The sequence below is a fragment of the Serratia sp. FS14 genome, from assembly GCF_000695995.1.
GTDB lineage: Bacteria > Pseudomonadota > Gammaproteobacteria > Enterobacterales > Enterobacteriaceae > Serratia > Serratia nematodiphila.
This window is the reverse complement of record NZ_CP005927.1, coordinates 1,261,154-1,276,593: the sequence shown is the minus strand read 5'-3', so window position 1 is coordinate 1,276,593 and position 15,440 is coordinate 1,261,154. Positions and strand designations below refer to the sequence as shown.

10 protein-coding genes, 4 tRNA genes and 1 other RNA gene are annotated in these 15,440 nt (G+C 54.5%); 1 reads left to right on the top strand and 14 read right to left on the bottom strand.

Annotated features, from left to right (window positions below; genetic code table 11):
• Window positions 1-61: 61 nt before the first annotated feature.
• From rpoC to L085_RS05805, 14 genes are all read right to left on the bottom strand, one after another.
• Window positions 62-4,285, bottom strand: coding sequence for a DNA-directed RNA polymerase subunit beta' (rpoC, locus tag L085_RS05865; RefSeq protein WP_004929899.1), 4,224 nt, complete (start codon window positions 4,283-4,285; stop codon window positions 62-64).
• Window positions 4,286-4,403: 118 nt separating this feature from the next.
• Complete coding sequence (gene rpoB, locus L085_RS05860) at window positions 4,404-8,432, bottom strand: DNA-directed RNA polymerase subunit beta (protein ID WP_004929900.1); 4,029 nt, start codon at window positions 8,430-8,432, stop codon at window positions 4,404-4,406.
• Between the two features lie 332 nt (window positions 8,433-8,764).
• The gene (rplL, locus tag L085_RS05855) at window positions 8,765-9,130 is read right to left on the bottom strand and encodes a 50S ribosomal protein L7/L12 (RefSeq protein WP_004929903.1); all 366 of its coding nucleotides are present in this window, start codon (window positions 9,128-9,130) and stop codon (window positions 8,765-8,767) included.
• A gap of 63 nt (window positions 9,131-9,193) precedes the next feature.
• The gene (rplJ, locus tag L085_RS05850; protein WP_004929905.1) at window positions 9,194-9,691 is read right to left on the bottom strand and encodes a 50S ribosomal protein L10; all 498 of its coding nucleotides are present in this window, start codon (window positions 9,689-9,691) and stop codon (window positions 9,194-9,196) included.
• Between the two features lie 338 nt (window positions 9,692-10,029).
• Window positions 10,030-10,734: a 50S ribosomal protein L1 gene (gene rplA / locus L085_RS05845; RefSeq protein ID WP_004929908.1), complete on the bottom strand. Its 705-nt coding sequence runs from the start codon at window positions 10,732-10,734 to the stop codon at window positions 10,030-10,032.
• Between the two features lie 3 nt (window positions 10,735-10,737).
• Window positions 10,738-11,166: a 50S ribosomal protein L11 gene (rplK, locus tag L085_RS05840; RefSeq protein ID WP_015376316.1), complete on the bottom strand. Its 429-nt coding sequence runs from the start codon at window positions 11,164-11,166 to the stop codon at window positions 10,738-10,740.
• Window positions 11,167-11,331: 165 nt separating this feature from the next.
• Window positions 11,332-11,877, bottom strand: coding sequence for a transcription termination/antitermination protein NusG (nusG, locus tag L085_RS05835; protein ID WP_004929914.1), 546 nt, complete (start codon window positions 11,875-11,877; stop codon window positions 11,332-11,334).
• Window position 11,878: 1 nt separating this feature from the next.
• A complete protein-coding gene (gene secE, locus L085_RS05830) occupies window positions 11,879-12,262 on the bottom strand; it encodes a preprotein translocase subunit SecE (RefSeq protein ID WP_004929916.1) in 384 nt (127 codons plus the stop codon).
• A gap of 259 nt (window positions 12,263-12,521) precedes the next feature.
• Window positions 12,522-13,706: an elongation factor Tu gene (gene tuf / locus L085_RS05825; protein ID WP_015376315.1), complete on the bottom strand. Its 1,185-nt coding sequence runs from the start codon at window positions 13,704-13,706 to the stop codon at window positions 12,522-12,524.
• A gap of 109 nt (window positions 13,707-13,815) precedes the next feature.
• Window positions 13,816-13,891, bottom strand: a tRNA-Thr gene (locus tag L085_RS05820).
• Between the two features lie 6 nt (window positions 13,892-13,897).
• Window positions 13,898-13,972: transfer RNA gene (locus tag L085_RS05815), tRNA-Gly, on the bottom strand.
• 36 nt (window positions 13,973-14,008) lie between these two features.
• Window positions 14,009-14,124: non-coding RNA, RtT sRNA (locus L085_RS24395), on the bottom strand.
• Between the two features lie 46 nt (window positions 14,125-14,170).
• A tRNA-Tyr gene (locus tag L085_RS05810) sits at window positions 14,171-14,255 on the bottom strand.
• A gap of 25 nt (window positions 14,256-14,280) precedes the next feature.
• A tRNA-Thr gene (locus L085_RS05805) sits at window positions 14,281-14,356 on the bottom strand.
• A gap of 396 nt (window positions 14,357-14,752) precedes the next feature.
• On the opposite strand from L085_RS05805, the gene L085_RS05800 reads away from it, so the two are divergent.
• Window positions 14,753-15,301, top strand: coding sequence for a GNAT family N-acetyltransferase (locus L085_RS05800; RefSeq protein WP_004929422.1), 549 nt, complete (start codon window positions 14,753-14,755; stop codon window positions 15,299-15,301).
• Window positions 15,302-15,440 lie beyond the last annotated feature (139 nt).

Sequence of the window (15,440 nt, the reverse complement as noted above, 5' to 3'; positions counted from 1 at the left end):
CCTAGGGAGCGGTTTATCTGGCAATGGGCCCGGCATGCCGGGCCCGCGGCGCGGATGACGATTACTCGTCGTCGCTGCCGCCCAGGCCTGCGTTGAGCAGCTCGGCCAGGTTCGCGGTCGCTTCTTCCGCGCTGACTTGCGGAACAACCGGCGCTTCACCCTGAGCACGGCGACGCATGCGATCCTGATGATAAGCGTAACCGGTACCGGCTGGGATCAGACGGCCCACGATGACGTTCTCTTTCAGGCCACGCAGTTCATCACGCTTGCCGGCTACGGCAGCTTCGGTCAGAACGCGCGTCGTTTCCTGGAACGATGCGGCGGAGATGAAGGACTCGGTCGCCAAGGATGCCTTGGTGATACCCAGCAGATCGCGCGAGAAGGTTGCCGCGATTTTACCTTCAGCTTCCAGCTGACGGTTGGCAATCTTGACGCGAGACACTTCAGCCTGCTCGCCTTCCAGGAACTCGGAGCCACCAGCGCTAACGATGGTGCCTTTACGCAGCATCTGACGAACGATAACTTCGATGTGCTTATCGTTAATCTTAACGCCTTGCAGACGGTAAACTTCCTGCACTTCGTTGGTGATGTAGCGGGTAACCGCATGCACGCCACGCAGACGCAGAATGTCGTGCGGAGACTCTGGGCCGTCGGAAACGACGTCGCCACGTTCCACCACTTCGCCTTCGAACACGTTGAGCTGACGCCATTTCGGAATCATCTCTTCGTAAGCGTCGCTGCCGTCCAGCGGAGAGATCACCAGGCGACGTTTGCCTTTGGTCTCTTTACCGAACGAGATAATCCCGCTGATTTCAGCCAGGATTGCCGGCTCTTTCGGACGACGCGCTTCGAACAGGTCGGCAACGCGCGGCAGACCACCGGTAATATCCTTGGTACCGCCGGATTCCTGAGGAATACGCGCCAGGGTATCACCCGCACCGATCTGAATGCCGTCTTCCAGCTGAACGATCGCTTTGCCCGGCAGGAAGTATTGGGCAGGCATATCAGTACCTGGGATCAATACGTCTTCGCCCTGTGCGTCAACGATTTTCAGTGCCGGACGCAGGTCTTTACCGCTACCGGTACGCTCTGCGCTGTCCAGAACAACCAGAGAAGACAAACCGGTCAGTTCGTCGGTCTGACGAGTAATCGTCTGGCCGTCGACCATGTCGGCGAAGCGAATGAAGCCGCTGACTTCACTGATGACCGGCATGGTGTGCGGATCCCAGTTAGCGACGGTTTCGCCGCCGTTAACTTCTTCACCGTCGCCTTTGCCCATCACGGCGCCGTAAGGCACCTTGTAGCTTTCTTTGGTACGGCCGAATTCGTCGATCAGTTTCAGTTCGGTGTTACGCGAGGTGATCACCAGCTTGCCTGCGGCGTTCATAACGAACTTCGCGTTGCTCAGCTTGATGCTACCCTTGTTTTTCACCTGAATGCTGGATTCAGCAGCCGCACGAGATGCCGCACCACCGATGTGGAACGTACGCATCGTCAGCTGTGTACCCGGCTCACCGATGGACTGTGCCGCGATAACGCCGATGGCTTCACCTTTGTTGATGATGTGGCCACGTGCCAGGTCGCGACCGTAGCAGTTTGCACACACACCGAAGTCGGTTTCACAGCTCACCACGGAACGGACTTTAACGCTGTCGACAGAGTTCTCTTCCAACAGGTCACACGCCTTCTCGTTCAGCAGGGTGTTGCGTGGCACCAGAATGTCCGCCGTACCCGGCTTGAGGACGTCTTCTGCCGTCACACGGCCCAGAACGCGTTCACGCAGCGGCTCTTTCACGTCGCCACCTTCGATAACCGGAGTCATCAGGATGCCGTCGTGGGTGCCACAGTCGTCTTCGGTCACCACCAGGTCCTGCGCCACGTCAACCAGACGACGAGTCAGATAACCGGAGTTCGCGGTTTTCAGTGCGGTATCCGCCAGACCCTTACGAGCACCGTGGGTGGAGATGAAGTACTGGAGTACGTTCAGACCTTCACGGAAGTTCGCGGTGATTGGCGTTTCGATGATGGAGCCGTCCGGCTTCGCCATCAGACCACGCATACCGGCCAGCTGACGAATCTGAGCGGCGGAACCACGCGCACCGGAGTCGGCCATCATAAAGATGCTGTTGAAGGAAACTTGCTGTTCCACTTCGCCGTCACGGTTAACCACGTCTTCTACCGACAGGTTTTCCATCATCGCTTTCGCAACGCGTTCGTTCGCTGCAGCCCAGATATCGATCACTTTGTTGTAGCGTTCGCCGGCGGTAACCAGACCAGACTGGAACTGCTCCTGGATCTCGGCAACTTCGGTTTCCGCTTCTTCGATGATCTCCGCCTTCTTGGCCGGGATAACCATGTCGTCGATACCTACGGAAGCGCCGGAACGGGCTGCGTAAGCAAAACCGGTGTACATGATCTGGTCAGCAAAGATTACGGTCGGCTTCAGGCCCAGGATGCGGTAACAGGTGTTCAGCATCTTGGAGATCGCTTTCTTGCCCAAAGGCTGGTTAACGATCGCGTACGGCAGACCTTTCGGTACGATCATCCACAGGATGGCGCGGCCGATGGTGGTGTCGATGATGCTGGTCTGAGAGGTCCACTCGCCTTCGGCGTTCTTGACGTCTTCGGTGATACGCACTTTAACGCGCGCATGCAGAGACGCCAGGCCGGCGCGGTATACGCGCTCAGCTTCTTTGGAACCGTTCAGCACCATGCCTTCGCCCTTGGCGTTAACACAGTCGCGGGTCATGTAGTACAGACCCAGTACAACGTCCTGAGAAGGAACGATGATTGGCTCGCCGTTCGCTGGGGACAGGATGTTGTTGGTGGACATCATCAGCGCACGCGCTTCCAGCTGGGCTTCCAGCGTCAGCGGTACGTGAACGGCCATCTGGTCACCATCGAAGTCGGCGTTATAGGCCGCACAAACCAGCGGGTGCAGCTGGATCGCTTTACCTTCGATCAGAACCGGTTCAAACGCCTGGATACCCAAACGGTGCAGGGTTGGTGCACGGTTCAGCAGTACCGGGTGTTCGCGGATCACTTCGTCCAGGATATCCCAAACAACGGCTTCTTCACGCTCAACCATTTTCTTGGCGGCTTTGATGGTGGTGGCCAGGCCACGCAGCTCCAACTTGCCGTAGATGAACGGTTTGAACAGCTCCAGCGCCATCTTTTTAGGCAGACCGCACTGATGCAGACGCAGGTATGGACCTACGGTGATTACGGAACGGCCGGAGTAGTCAACGCGTTTACCGAGCAGGTTCTGACGGAAACGACCCTGCTTACCTTTGATCATGTCGGCCAAAGATTTCAGAGGACGTTTGTTGGAACCGGTGATGGCACGACCGCGACGGCCGTTATCCAGCAGGGCGTCTACCGCTTCTTGCAGCATACGCTTCTCGTTGCGCACGATGATGTCAGGCGCAGCCAGATCCAGCAGGCGTTTCAGACGGTTGTTACGGTTGATCACGCGGCGATACAGATCGTTCAGATCCGACGTCGCGAAACGACCGCCATCCAGCGGAACCAGCGGGCGCAGATCCGGCGGCAGTACCGGCAGCACGGTCAGGATCATCCACTCCGGCTTGTTACCGGACTGTACGAACGCTTCCAGCAGCTTGATACGCTTGGTCAGCTTCTTGCGCTTGGTTTCGGAGTTGGTTTCGTTCAGCTCTTCACGCAGCTGCTCGCACTCGGCTTCCAGATCCATGTTTTTCAACAGGGCCTGAATGGCTTCCGCACCCATCTTGGCGTCGAATTCGTCACCGAACTCTTCCAGCGCGTCCAGATACTGCTCTTCAGTCAGGATCTGACGGCGCTCGAGGTTGGTCATACCGCCTTCGACCACCACATAGGATTCGAAGTACAGTACGCGTTCGATGTCACGCAGCGGCATATCCAGCAGCAAACCGATGCGGGATGGCAGCGATTTCAGGAACCAGATGTGCGCAGTCGGGGAAGCCAGCTCGATGTGGCCCATGCGCTCACGGCGCACTTTGGTCTGGGTCACTTCAACGCCGCACTTCTCACAGATCACGCCGCGGTGTTTCAAGCGCTTGTACTTACCGCACAGGCACTCGTAATCTTTTACCGGCCCGAAGATACGGGCGCAGAAAAGGCCGTCACGCTCAGGTTTGAACGTACGGTAGTTAATGGTTTCCGGCTTCTTAACTTCACCGAACGACCACGAACGGATCATGTCTGGCGAGGCCAGAGCAATCTTGATCGCATCAAACTCTTCGGTCTTAGTTTGCGCTTTCAGAAACTTCAATAAGTCTTTCACGGATTGGCTCCTGTCGGAGTTAAACCTGTTGGGTACCCACAACCGCAGTAGGTACCCGTGTGACCTGAACAACCACCCTCAGGCTCCCTTAGGCGGGGAGCCTGAGCCGGCATGACGATTACTCGTCTTCCAGTTCGATGTTGATGCCGAGCGAGCGGATTTCTTTCAACAGTACGTTGAAGGATTCCGGCATGCCTGGCTCCATCCGGTGGTCGCCATCCACGATGTTTTTGTACATCTTGGTACGGCCGTTAACGTCATCCGACTTAACGGTGAGCATTTCCTGCAGGGTATAAGCCGCGCCGTATGCTTCCAGTGCCCACACTTCCATCTCACCGAAGCGTTGACCACCGAACTGCGCTTTACCACCCAGAGGTTGCTGAGTAACCAAGCTGTAAGAACCGGTTGAACGGGCGTGCATTTTATCGTCAACCAAGTGGTTCAGTTTCAGCATGTACATATAGCCAACAGTAACCTGGCGCTCGAATTGCTCACCGGTACGGCCATCGAACAGCGTGATCTGACCGGAGGTCGGGATACCACCCATTTCCAGCAGCTTCTTGATTTCAGTCTCTTTCGCACCGTCAAACACCGGCGTTGCGATCGGCATACCTTTTTTCAGGTTCTCTGCCAGACGCAGTACTTCGTCGTCGCTGAAGGTGTTCAGGTCAACTTTCTGGCAAACGTCGTCGCCCAGATCGTAAGCCTTCTGGATGAACTCACGCAGCTTGGCCACTTCCTGCTGCTGCTTCAGCATCTGGTTGATCTTCTCACCGATGCCTTTCGCAGCCATACCCAGGTGGGTTTCCAGGATCTGACCGATGTTCATACGTGATGGTACGCCCAGCGGGTTCAGTACGATGTCTACCGGCGTGCCGTTTTCATCGTAAGGCATATCTTCGATCGGGTTGATCTTGGAGATAACACCCTTGTTACCGTGGCGGCCTGCCATCTTGTCACCCGGTTGGATCTGACGTTTAACGGCCAGATAAACCTTGACGATTTTCAGCACGCCCGGCGCCAGATCGTCGCCCTGAGTGATCTTACGACGCTTGGCTTCCAGCTTCTTCTCGAAGTCGGATTTCAGTTCGTCGTACTGCTCAGCCAGCTGCTCCAGCTGGTTTTGCTTCTCTTCGTCGGTCAGGCCCAGTTCCAGCCAGCGATCGCGCGGCAGCTTGCTCAGCTTGTCGGCTTCGATGCCACCGGCAACCAGCACCGCGTGGATACGTGCGAACAGACCAGCTTCCAGGATCTGCAGTTCTTCAGTCAGGTCTTTCTTCGCCTGCTTCAGCTGCATCTCTTCGATTTCCAACGCGCGCTTGTCTTTTTCCACGCCATCGCGGGTGAAGACCTGCACGTCGATAACCGTACCGGAAACGCCGTTCGGCACACGCAGAGAAGAGTCTTTAACGTCAGACGCCTTCTCACCGAAGATCGCACGCAGCAGTTTCTCTTCCGGCGTCAGCTGGGTTTCGCCTTTAGGCGTTACCTTACCGACCAGAATGTCGCCGCCGGTCACTTCAGCACCGATATACACGATACCGGATTCATCCAGTTTGGAGAGCGCAGCTTCACCCACGTTAGGGATGTCGGCGGTGATCTCTTCAGGCCCCAGTTTGGTGTCGCGAGATACGCACGCCAGTTCCTGAATGTGGATGGTGGTGAAGCGATCTTCCTGCACCACGCGCTCGGAGACCAAGATGGAGTCTTCGAAGTTGTAGCCGTTCCAAGGCATGAACGCTACGCGCATGTTCTGGCCCAGTGCCAGTTCGCCCAGGTCTGTCGATGGGCCATCCGCCAGCACGTCGCCGCGCTCGATTGGCTCACCCAGATTCACACACGGCATCTGGTTGATGCAGGTGTTCTGGTTAGAACGGGTGTACTTGGTCAGGTTGTAAATATCGATACCTGCTTCGCCCGGGTACATCTCGTCTTCGTTAACTTTGATAACGATACGGGAAGCATCCACGTACTGGATCACACCGCCGCGTTTGGCAACGGCGGTTACGCCGGAGTCAACCGCTACGGCGCGTTCCATACCGGTACCGACCAGCGGCTTGTCAGCGCGCAGGGTTGGTACGGCCTGACGTTGCATGTTCGCACCCATCAATGCACGGTTGGCGTCATCGTGTTCCAGGAATGGAATCAGTGAGGCACCAACGGAAACAACCTGTTGGGTGGATACGTCCATGTAGTCAACCTGGTCGCGGCTGAACAGGCTTGATTCGCCTTTGCTACGACAGGTGACCAGGTCTTCTACGAAGCGGCCTTCTTCATCCAGGTTGGAGTTCGCCTGGGCGATAACGAAGTTGCCTTCTTCAATAGCAGACAGGTAGTTGATTTCATCGGTCACCACGCCGTCGCGCACGCGGCGGTACGGGGTTTCCAGGAAGCCATACTCGTTAGTCTGTGCGTACACGGACAGGGAGTTGATCAGACCGATGTTTGGACCTTCCGGCGTTTCGATTGGACACACGCGGCCGTAGTGGGTCGGGTGTACGTCTCGAACTTCAAAGCCGGCGCGCTCACGGGTCAGACCGCCCGGGCCCAGTGCAGAGATACGACGCTTGTGCGTGATCTCGGACAGCGGGTTGTTCTGGTCCATGAACTGGGACAGCTGGCTGGAGCCGAAGAACTCTTTCACCGCCGCCGAAATCGGCTTGGCGTTGATCATGTCCTGAGGCATCAGGGTATCCAGATCGCCCAGAGACAGACGCTCTTTCACCGCACGCTCAACACGCACCAGACCTACGCGGAACTGGTTCTCGGCCATTTCGCCGACGGAGCGGATACGACGGTTGCCCAAGTGGTCGATATCGTCCACTTCGCCCTTGCCGTTACGGATATCGATGAGCTTCTTCATCACTTCGATGATGTCGTCTTTGCTCAGGATGCCCGAACCTTCGATCTCGTCGCGCAGCAGAGAACGGTTGAACTTCATACGGCCGACCGCGGACAGATCGTAGCGGTCTTCGGAGAAGAACAGGTTCTCGAACAGGCTTTCGGCAGCTTCGCGCGTTGGCGGCTCACCAGGACGCATCATGCGGTAGATTTCTACCAGCGAGCTCAGACGATCGTTGGTCGGATCGACACGCAGCGTTTCAGAGATATACGCGCCGTGGTCCAGATCGTTGGTGAACAGCGTTTCGATGCGCTTGTGGCCGGACTGGCTCAGCTTGGCCAGCAGATCCAGCGACAGCTCCATGTTGGCTGCGCAGATCAGTTCGCCGGTATTGGTATCGATATAGTCTTTCGCGACCACTTTGCCCGCGATGTACTCTACCGGTACTTCAATGCTCTGAATGTCGTCTTTTTCCAGCTGACGGATATGACGGGCGGTGATACGACGGCCTTTCTCTACGTAGATCTTGCCGTTGGCTTCGATATCGAACGAAGCGGTCTCACCACGCAGGCGCTCAGGCACCAGCTCCATCTGCAGCTTGTTGTCGCGGATTTCGAAGACGATCTTGTCAAAGAACAGGTCGAGGATCTGTTCAGTGGTGTAGTTCAGCGCGCGCAGAATGATGGTCGCAGGCAGTTTGCGGCGACGGTCAATACGCACGAACAGGTTGTCTTTCGGATCGAACTCGAAGTCCAACCATGAACCGCGGTAAGGGATGATGCGTGCGTTGTACAGCACTTTACCCGAGGAGTGGGTTTTACCCTTATCGCTGTCGAAGAATACGCCAGGACTACGGTGCAACTGAGATACGATAACCCTCTCAGTACCGTTGATCACAAAGGTGCCGTTTTCGGTCATGAGCGGAATTTCGCCCATGTAGACTTCTTGTTCCTTGATGTCTTTGACCGTACCTTCAGGCGCTTCGCGCTCATAGATAACCAGGCGCAGTTTTACGCGCAGCGGTGCAGAGAACGTCACACCACGGATCTGGCACTCTTTGACGTCGAAGACCGGCTCACCAAGACGGTAGCTAACGTATTGCAGCTCCGAATTGCCACTGTAGCTCTGGATAGGGAAAACAGAACGGAATGCGGCTTCAAGGCCGTACTGCCCTTCTGGATCTTGCTCGATAAACTTCTGGAACGAGTCAAGCTGGATAGAAAGGAGATATGGTATGTCCAGCACTTGTGGACGTTTACCAAAATCCTTACGAATACGTTTTTTCTCGGTATAGGAGTAAACCATAGGGTTCCTCAGCTCGCTGATCAGTGACCCAATCTGTCCGTCCGATTAGGGACAGTTCATGCAACACCGTTTTGTCGACCGGAAAGCGGGAACACTTTCCGCAATATCTCTTGCTATCACGCTTAAACCATTTCATCGCGCCTTCCCCCAGAACTCCTGGTAGTGCAAAGACCGCGGTATATTAAGTCGTCGATAGAAACAAACATTGGGAGGCGAAACCAGCAGCCAAACAGTGTGAAACGCTACTGGCGCCCTACAGCGCAAAAAGGCTGGTGACTAAAAAGTCACCAGCCATCAGCCTAAAAGACTAGGCTGCAACCGGAAGGGTTGGCTTATTTAACTTCAACTTCTGCGCCAGCTTCTTCCAGAGATTTTTTCAGAGCTTCTGCGTCATCTTTGCTCACGCCTTCTTTCAGAGCGGCTGGAGCAGATTCAACCAGGTCTTTAGCTTCTTTCAGACCCAGGCCGGTAGCGCCACGTACTGCTTTGATAACAGCAACTTTGTTAGCGCCTGCAGCTTTCAGGATAACGTCGAATTCAGTTTTCTCTTCAGCAGCTTCAGCTGGGCCAGCAGCTACAGCTACAGCAGCAGCAGCAGAAACGCCGAATTTTTCTTCCATAGCGGAAACCAGTTCAACAACGTCCATTACGGACATAGCGGCAACTGCTTCCAGGATTTGGTCTTTAGTGATAGACATAACAATTGTTCCTAAAATTCAGAAATAGTTTAAATACGTTAGCAAAGGCTAAGAAAGAGTGGCTTACGCCGCTTCTTTCTGATCGCGTACTGCAGCCAGAGTGCGAACCAGTTTGCCGGCAGCGGCTTCTTTCATGGTTGCCATCAGGCGTGCGATCGCTTCTTCGTAAGTTGGCAGCGTCGCCAGGCGGTCGATTTGCGCCGCTGGGATCAGCTCACCTTCAAAGGCCGCAGCTTTAACCTCGAATTTTGCATTCGCTTTCGCGAACTCTTTGAACAGACGAGCAGCAGCGCCCGGGTGTTCGTGAGAGAATGCAATCAAGGTTGGACCGACAAACGTGTCTTTCAGGCATTCGAATGGAGTGCCTTCAACTACGCGACGCATCAGAGTGTTGCGAACAACACGCATGTAAACGCCAGCTTCACGACCTGCTTTACGCAGTTCAGTCATTTTATCTACGGTAACGCCGCGGGAATCCGCAACAACCGCAGACAGCGCGCCTTTGGCTACTTCGCTGACTTCAGCAACAATCGCTTGTTTGTCTTGAAGATTTAATGCCATTAGCTTTTTGCTCCTGGATTAGCCGGGGAAAATCCCCCGGAACTCACTTCACTCGGCGCTTTGTAAAACGCCACGCCGAGCGGCTTAACACGGTGAGCAGAATCCAGCAAAGACATTCTTTTATAAAAAAGAAAAATTTTCTTAGGCTCTGTCACCGTCTACGCAGGAAGGATTAAGTATCTTGCGATACACCTGCGGTCTTGGACGGAGGCCTGGATAGGCCAGGCTCCAACCGAAAAATCTTTGTTTTGCCTACGGCATAGCCAATAGCAAAACCTTGGGGCATAAGATTCTAGACAAATCTCGGCCCCAAGTCAAAGCGATAATCGCAAGTGCGATTAGTTCGCTGCGGCAGACAGACCGCTTTGATCGATAGCAACGCCAGCACCCATGGTGGTGGAGAGGCTAACTTTCTTGATGTACATGCCTTTCGCCTGAGAAGGTTTTGCTTTTTTCAGCGCAACCAGCAGGGCTTCCAGGTTTTCTTTCAGTTTGTCTGCGTCGAAATCAACCTTACCGATAGTGGTATGGATGATGCCGTTTTTGTCGTTACGGTAGCGAACCTGACCTGCTTTAGCGTTTTTCACTGCTTCAGCAACGTTCGGAGTAACGGTACCCACTTTCGGGTTTGGCATCAGGCCGCGTGGACCCAGGATCTGGCCCAGTTGACCTACAACGCGCATTGCATCCGGGGAAGCAATAACAACGTCGAAGTTCATTTCGCCTTTCTTGATCTGCTCAGCCAGATCGTCCATACCTACCAGCTCTGCGCCGGCAGCTTTCGCTGCTTCAGCGTTAGCGCCTTGGGTAAATACGGCAACGCGAACGGAACGACCGGTGCCGTGTGGCAGAACGGTAGCGCCACGAACGTTTTGGTCAGATTTACGAGCGTCGATACCGAGGTTAACGGCAACGTCAACGCTTTCTACGAATTTAGCGGTGGCCAGCTCTTTCAACAGAGCAACAGCTTCAGTGATGTCATACTGTTTAGTAGCATCAACTTTGTCACGGATCACGCGCATGCGCTTGGTCAGCTTAGCCATCTCTTAATCCTCCACTACCAGGCCCATGGAACGAGCGGTACCTTCGATGGAGCGAGTCATCGCTTCAACGTCAGAACCAGTCATGTCCGCAGCTTTGGTTTCTGCGATTTCACGTACCTGAGCACGGGTCACTTTACCTACTTTGTCTTTGTTCGGCTTACCGGAACCAGACTTGATACCAGCCGCTTTTTTCAGCAGAACTGCTGCTGGCGGGGTTTTGGTAACGAAAGTGAAGGAGCGATCAGAATAAACGGTGATAACAACCGGAATCGGCAGACCTTTCTCAACGCTGTCAGTTTTAGCGTTGAATGCCTTACAGAATTCCATGATGTTAACGCCCTGCTGACCCAGAGCTGGACCCACTGGTGGGCTCGGGTTAGCCATACCAGCTGCAACTTGCAGCTTAACGTAGGCTTGTACTTTCTTAGCCATTTAAATTTCCTCGGTTTGGGTAGTATCGCCTCGTGAGAGGCTCCCCGTGTTTAACCTCGCCGGACAAACATCAGGCAAGGCATCTAAAAACAAAAGGCGCGAAATTGTAGTTCAATTTCGCGCCTTTGACAAGCGGCAACGGACCGCTTATTGCTGATTATTCGATCAGCCTTTTTCAACCTGGCTGAAGTCCAGTTCCACCGGCGTTGCACGGCCGAAGATGGAAACGGAAACTTTCAGGCGGCTCTTCTCGTAATCGACTTCTTCGACCACGCCGTTGAAATCGGCAAACGGGCCGTCGTTGACGCGCACCAGCTCGCCCGGCTCGAACAGCGTTTTCGGACGCGGCTTGTCACCGACCTGCTGCAGGCGGTTCATGATCGCATCAACTTCTTTATCGCTGATCGGCGCTGGACGGTCAGACGTACCGCCGATGAACCCCATGACGCGCGGTACGCTGCGCACCAGGTGCCAGCTGGCGTCATTCATCACCATCTGCACCAGCACATAGCCAGGGAAGAACTTACGCTCGCTCTTGCGACGCTGGCCGCCACGGATTTCAACCACTTCTTCCGTAGGCACCATCACTTCGCCGAACAGCTCTTCCATATCGTGCAGTTTGATGTGTTCACGCAGCGATTGCGCTACGCGACCTTCAAAACCGGAAAACGCCTGAACGACGTACCAACGTTTTTTTGGAGCTTCAGACATTTTAGAACCTCAGGCCAGTAATAAACGACACCAGACGGACCAGAATACCATCCAGTCCCCACAGAATCAGTGACATCACGGCGGTTACCGCGGCAACGATCAACGTGGTGTGTAGCGTTTCCTGACGAGTTGGCCAAATCACTTTACGTACTTCGGTACGCGCTTCACGGGCAAACGCAACGGTGGCTTTGCCTTTGGTGGTCATCAGAGCCACTGCACCTGCAACGGCGATGATCAGCACAACTGCCAGCGCGCGCAATGGCAGGCTTAAATCACGGTAGTAATAGTTACCGACAATAGCCACAACCAACAGAACGGCGACGATCAGCCACTTTGCCGCTTCCAGGCCGCGTCCGCTCCCTTGAGCCTCGGTATTCGCACTCATAAACCAACCTGTCACAATGATGATTCAGAACAAACAACTTTGCCTCGCATTGCGAGGCAAACCAAACCGATCGGATACCGCACTAGCGATATCCCGGTGTTTTACGCCATGACGTATTCAGTCAATACGGTTTAAGAGCCCATCTCACCAATGATTATGACTGCAAAATCGCTGATGAGATAGGTTCTAGTTCACAGCGTAGAAAAAGGGCATCAAATGATGCCCTTTTACCGCGTGTCGCGTCAAACTTTATCAGCGATTAAGCGATAACTTTAGCAACAACACCAGCGCCTACAGTACGGCCGCCTTCACGGATTGCGAAACGCAGACCGTCGTCCATCGCGATTGGGTGAATCAGGGTTACAACCATGTTCACGTTGTCGCCTGGCATTACCATCTCTACGCCTTCTGGCAGTTCGATGGTACCGGTCACGTCAGTAGTACGGAAGTAGAACTGTGGACGGTAGCCTTTGAAGAATGGCGTGTGACGACCACCTTCATCTTTGCTCAGGATGTACACTTCAGATTCGAACTGGGTGTGCGGCTTGATGGAGCCTGGCTTAGCCAGTACCTGACCACGTTCGATTTCTTCACGTTTGATACCACGCAGCAGAACACCTACGTTCTCACCAGCACGGCCTTCGTCCAGCAGTTTGCGGAACATTTCAACGCCAGTACAGGTAGACTTAACGGTGTCTTTGATACCAACGATTTCAACTTCTTCGCCAACTTTGATGATACCGCGCTCAACACGACCGGTAACAACGGTACCACGACCGGAGATGGAGAATACGTCTTCGATTGGCAGCAGGAACGGCTTGTCGATTGCACGCTCTGGCTCTGGGATGTAGCTGTCCAGGGCTTCGGCCAGTTCGATGATTTTCGCTTCCCACTCAGCTTCGCCTTCCAGCGCTTTCAGCGCGGAACCGCGGATTACTGGCAGGTCGTCGCCTGGGAAGTCGTAAGCGGACAGCAGTTCGCGAACTTCCATTTCTACCAGTTCCAGCAGCTCTTCATCATCAACCATGTCGCATTTGTTCATGAATACGATGATGAAAGGAACGCCAACCTGACGACCCAGCAGGATGTGCTCACGGGTCTGAGGCATTGGGCCGTCAGTCGCAGCTACTACCAGGATCGCGCCGTCCATCTGAGCAGCACCGGTGATCATGTTTTTCACGTAGTCGGCGTGCCCTGGGCAGTCAACGTGCGCGTAGTGACGAGTCGGGGTGTCATACTCAACGTGAGAGGTGTTGATGGTGATACCACGAGCTTTTTCTTCTGGCGCGTTATCGATCTGGTCGAAAGCACGTGCAGAACCGCCGTAGGTTTTAGCCAGAACGGTAGTGATCGCTGCAGTCAGGGTAGTTTTACCGTGGTCAACGTGGCCGATAGTACCGACGTTAACGTGCGGTTTTGTACGTTCAAACTTTTCTTTAGACATCGATTGTCCCTCTAAGACACGGATAAATCGGTGGTATCACCACATCAACCAAGCATTTGCTCGTTGAATCCAGAACAGAAAGAAAATCAGGGGGCGAGAAATTAAGAAGTGGTGCTGATAGGCAGATTCGAACTGCCGACCTCACCCTTACCAAGGGTGCGCTCTACCAACTGAGCTATATCAGCACATCTTGGAGCGGGCAGTGGGAATCGAACCCACATCATCAGCTTGGAAGGCTGAGGTAATAGCCATTATACGATGCCCGCATCCTGGAACTCGGCTACCTGATTTTTCTGTAGAATTTTGGGATGGAGCAGGATTGTTCATCACTCGGCTCGCATCCTTCGGGCCGGCTGCGCCTTGCGCTGCACAGCTCGAACCTTGCCGAAGGCTTTCGCCCTCTCCTCCCGCCATCAACCGTTGCGGTATTTATCGCATCTCAGTTAATCGCCGAAGGCAAGATTTGGTGGTGGGGGAAGGATTCGAACCTTCGAAGTCTGTGACGGCAGATTTACAGTCTGCTCCCTTTGGCCGCTCGGGAACCCCACCAGATTTTAACTACTTGTGACTTGAATGGTGCCGGCTACCGGAATCGAACTGGTGACCTACTGATTACAAGTCAGTTGCTCTACCTACTGAGCTAAGCCGGCATCAAGTGCAGCGCATTCTAGGTAGAGCGGGCGACCTATGCAACAAAAAAATTGCTTTACGCGCACTTTCGCTCATAAATCAGTCAATTTTGCATACTGTCATGCAATTTGCAGCCTGCGGCGTGCAAACATTCATCACTCGCGGCAATCATTCTCTACAATTTTATCCACTTTTTGCAAGCCTTGAGCGCCGCTTTCTCCGTGTCGGGCTTCTCAAAACACTTAACCCGCGCTGGTAAACTGTGAGCGGGATCGATGCACCAAAAAGGGGATACCTGCCCCGGACTGCGGCGTGGGCTACACTGATCCCTCGCCCTTTTGCCGTTGCTATGCCTTTCGCCGCTGTGGCTCAGTTATTGCTTCTCTTCATTACCCCCATCCCAGGAGGAATGACCGATGAAAATAGTGCCTATCAACGCCGCTACGCTCCCAATTTACCGCGATGAATTGGCCCGCCTGTTGACCGATGCCGTCACGCACGGCGCTTCTGTCGGTTACGACACCTTAATTCCTCACGAAGACGCCGAGAGCTACTTCCACAGTCTGCGACCGGCCCTGGCCAAAGGTGAGCTGCTGCTGTGGATTGCCCGTGACGATCGCGGCGTCGTTGGCACCGTGCAACTCGAACTTTGCCAGAAGCCGAACGGCCGTAATCGTGCGGAGGTGGTGAAGCTGTTGGTGCATAGCCGTGCTCGCCGCAACGGCGTAGGTCAGGCTCTGATGAAGACGCTGGAGTACGCGGCACTGCAGCAGCAACGCGGGCTATTGTATCTGGATACGCAGGCCGGTTCGGCGGCAGAAGCGCTTTATCGCAGCCTGGGTTATCGCTGTTTGGGTGAGCTGCCGGATTATGCAGCGGGTCCCGATGGGCATTACCATCCGACCGTCATTTATTACAAACGTCTGTTCACCGTAAATCAGCCTTCGCGCGCCATCGCCAGTTAGTCTTCAGGCGGTATCCGGCTCTGATGATACCGCCTTGCAACCCCGCTTTATCAACTGCGCGCCGCTTCGCACAATTGACATAAACTGCTGCCTATCGACAACTTTTGCGAAAAAAGTCTACGCCAAAAACGAAGCTGTC

Coding starts and splice junctions, on each gene's coding strand:
- rpoB (WP_004929900.1), bottom strand. CDS start 8,432: ATGGTTTACTCCTATACCGAGAAAAAACGTATTCGTAAGGATTTTGGT.
- rplL (WP_004929903.1), bottom strand. CDS start 9,130: ATGTCTATCACTAAAGACCAAATCCTGGAAGCAGTTGCCGCTATGTCC.
- rplJ (WP_004929905.1), bottom strand. CDS start 9,691: ATGGCATTAAATCTTCAAGACAAACAAGCGATTGTTGCTGAAGTCAGC.
- rplA (WP_004929908.1), bottom strand. CDS start 10,734: ATGGCTAAGCTGACCAAGCGCATGCGCGTGATCCGTGACAAAGTTGAT.
- rplK (WP_015376316.1), bottom strand. CDS start 11,166: ATGGCTAAGAAAGTACAAGCCTACGTTAAGCTGCAAGTTGCAGCTGGT.
- nusG (WP_004929914.1), bottom strand. CDS start 11,877: ATGTCTGAAGCTCCAAAAAAACGTTGGTACGTCGTTCAGGCGTTTTCC.
- secE (WP_004929916.1), bottom strand. CDS start 12,262: ATGAGTGCGAATACCGAGGCTCAAGGGAGCGGACGCGGCCTGGAAGCG.
- tuf (WP_015376315.1), bottom strand. CDS start 13,706: ATGTCTAAAGAAAAGTTTGAACGTACAAAACCGCACGTTAACGTCGGT.
- L085_RS05800 (WP_004929422.1), top strand. CDS start 14,753: ATGAAAATAGTGCCTATCAACGCCGCTACGCTCCCAATTTACCGCGAT.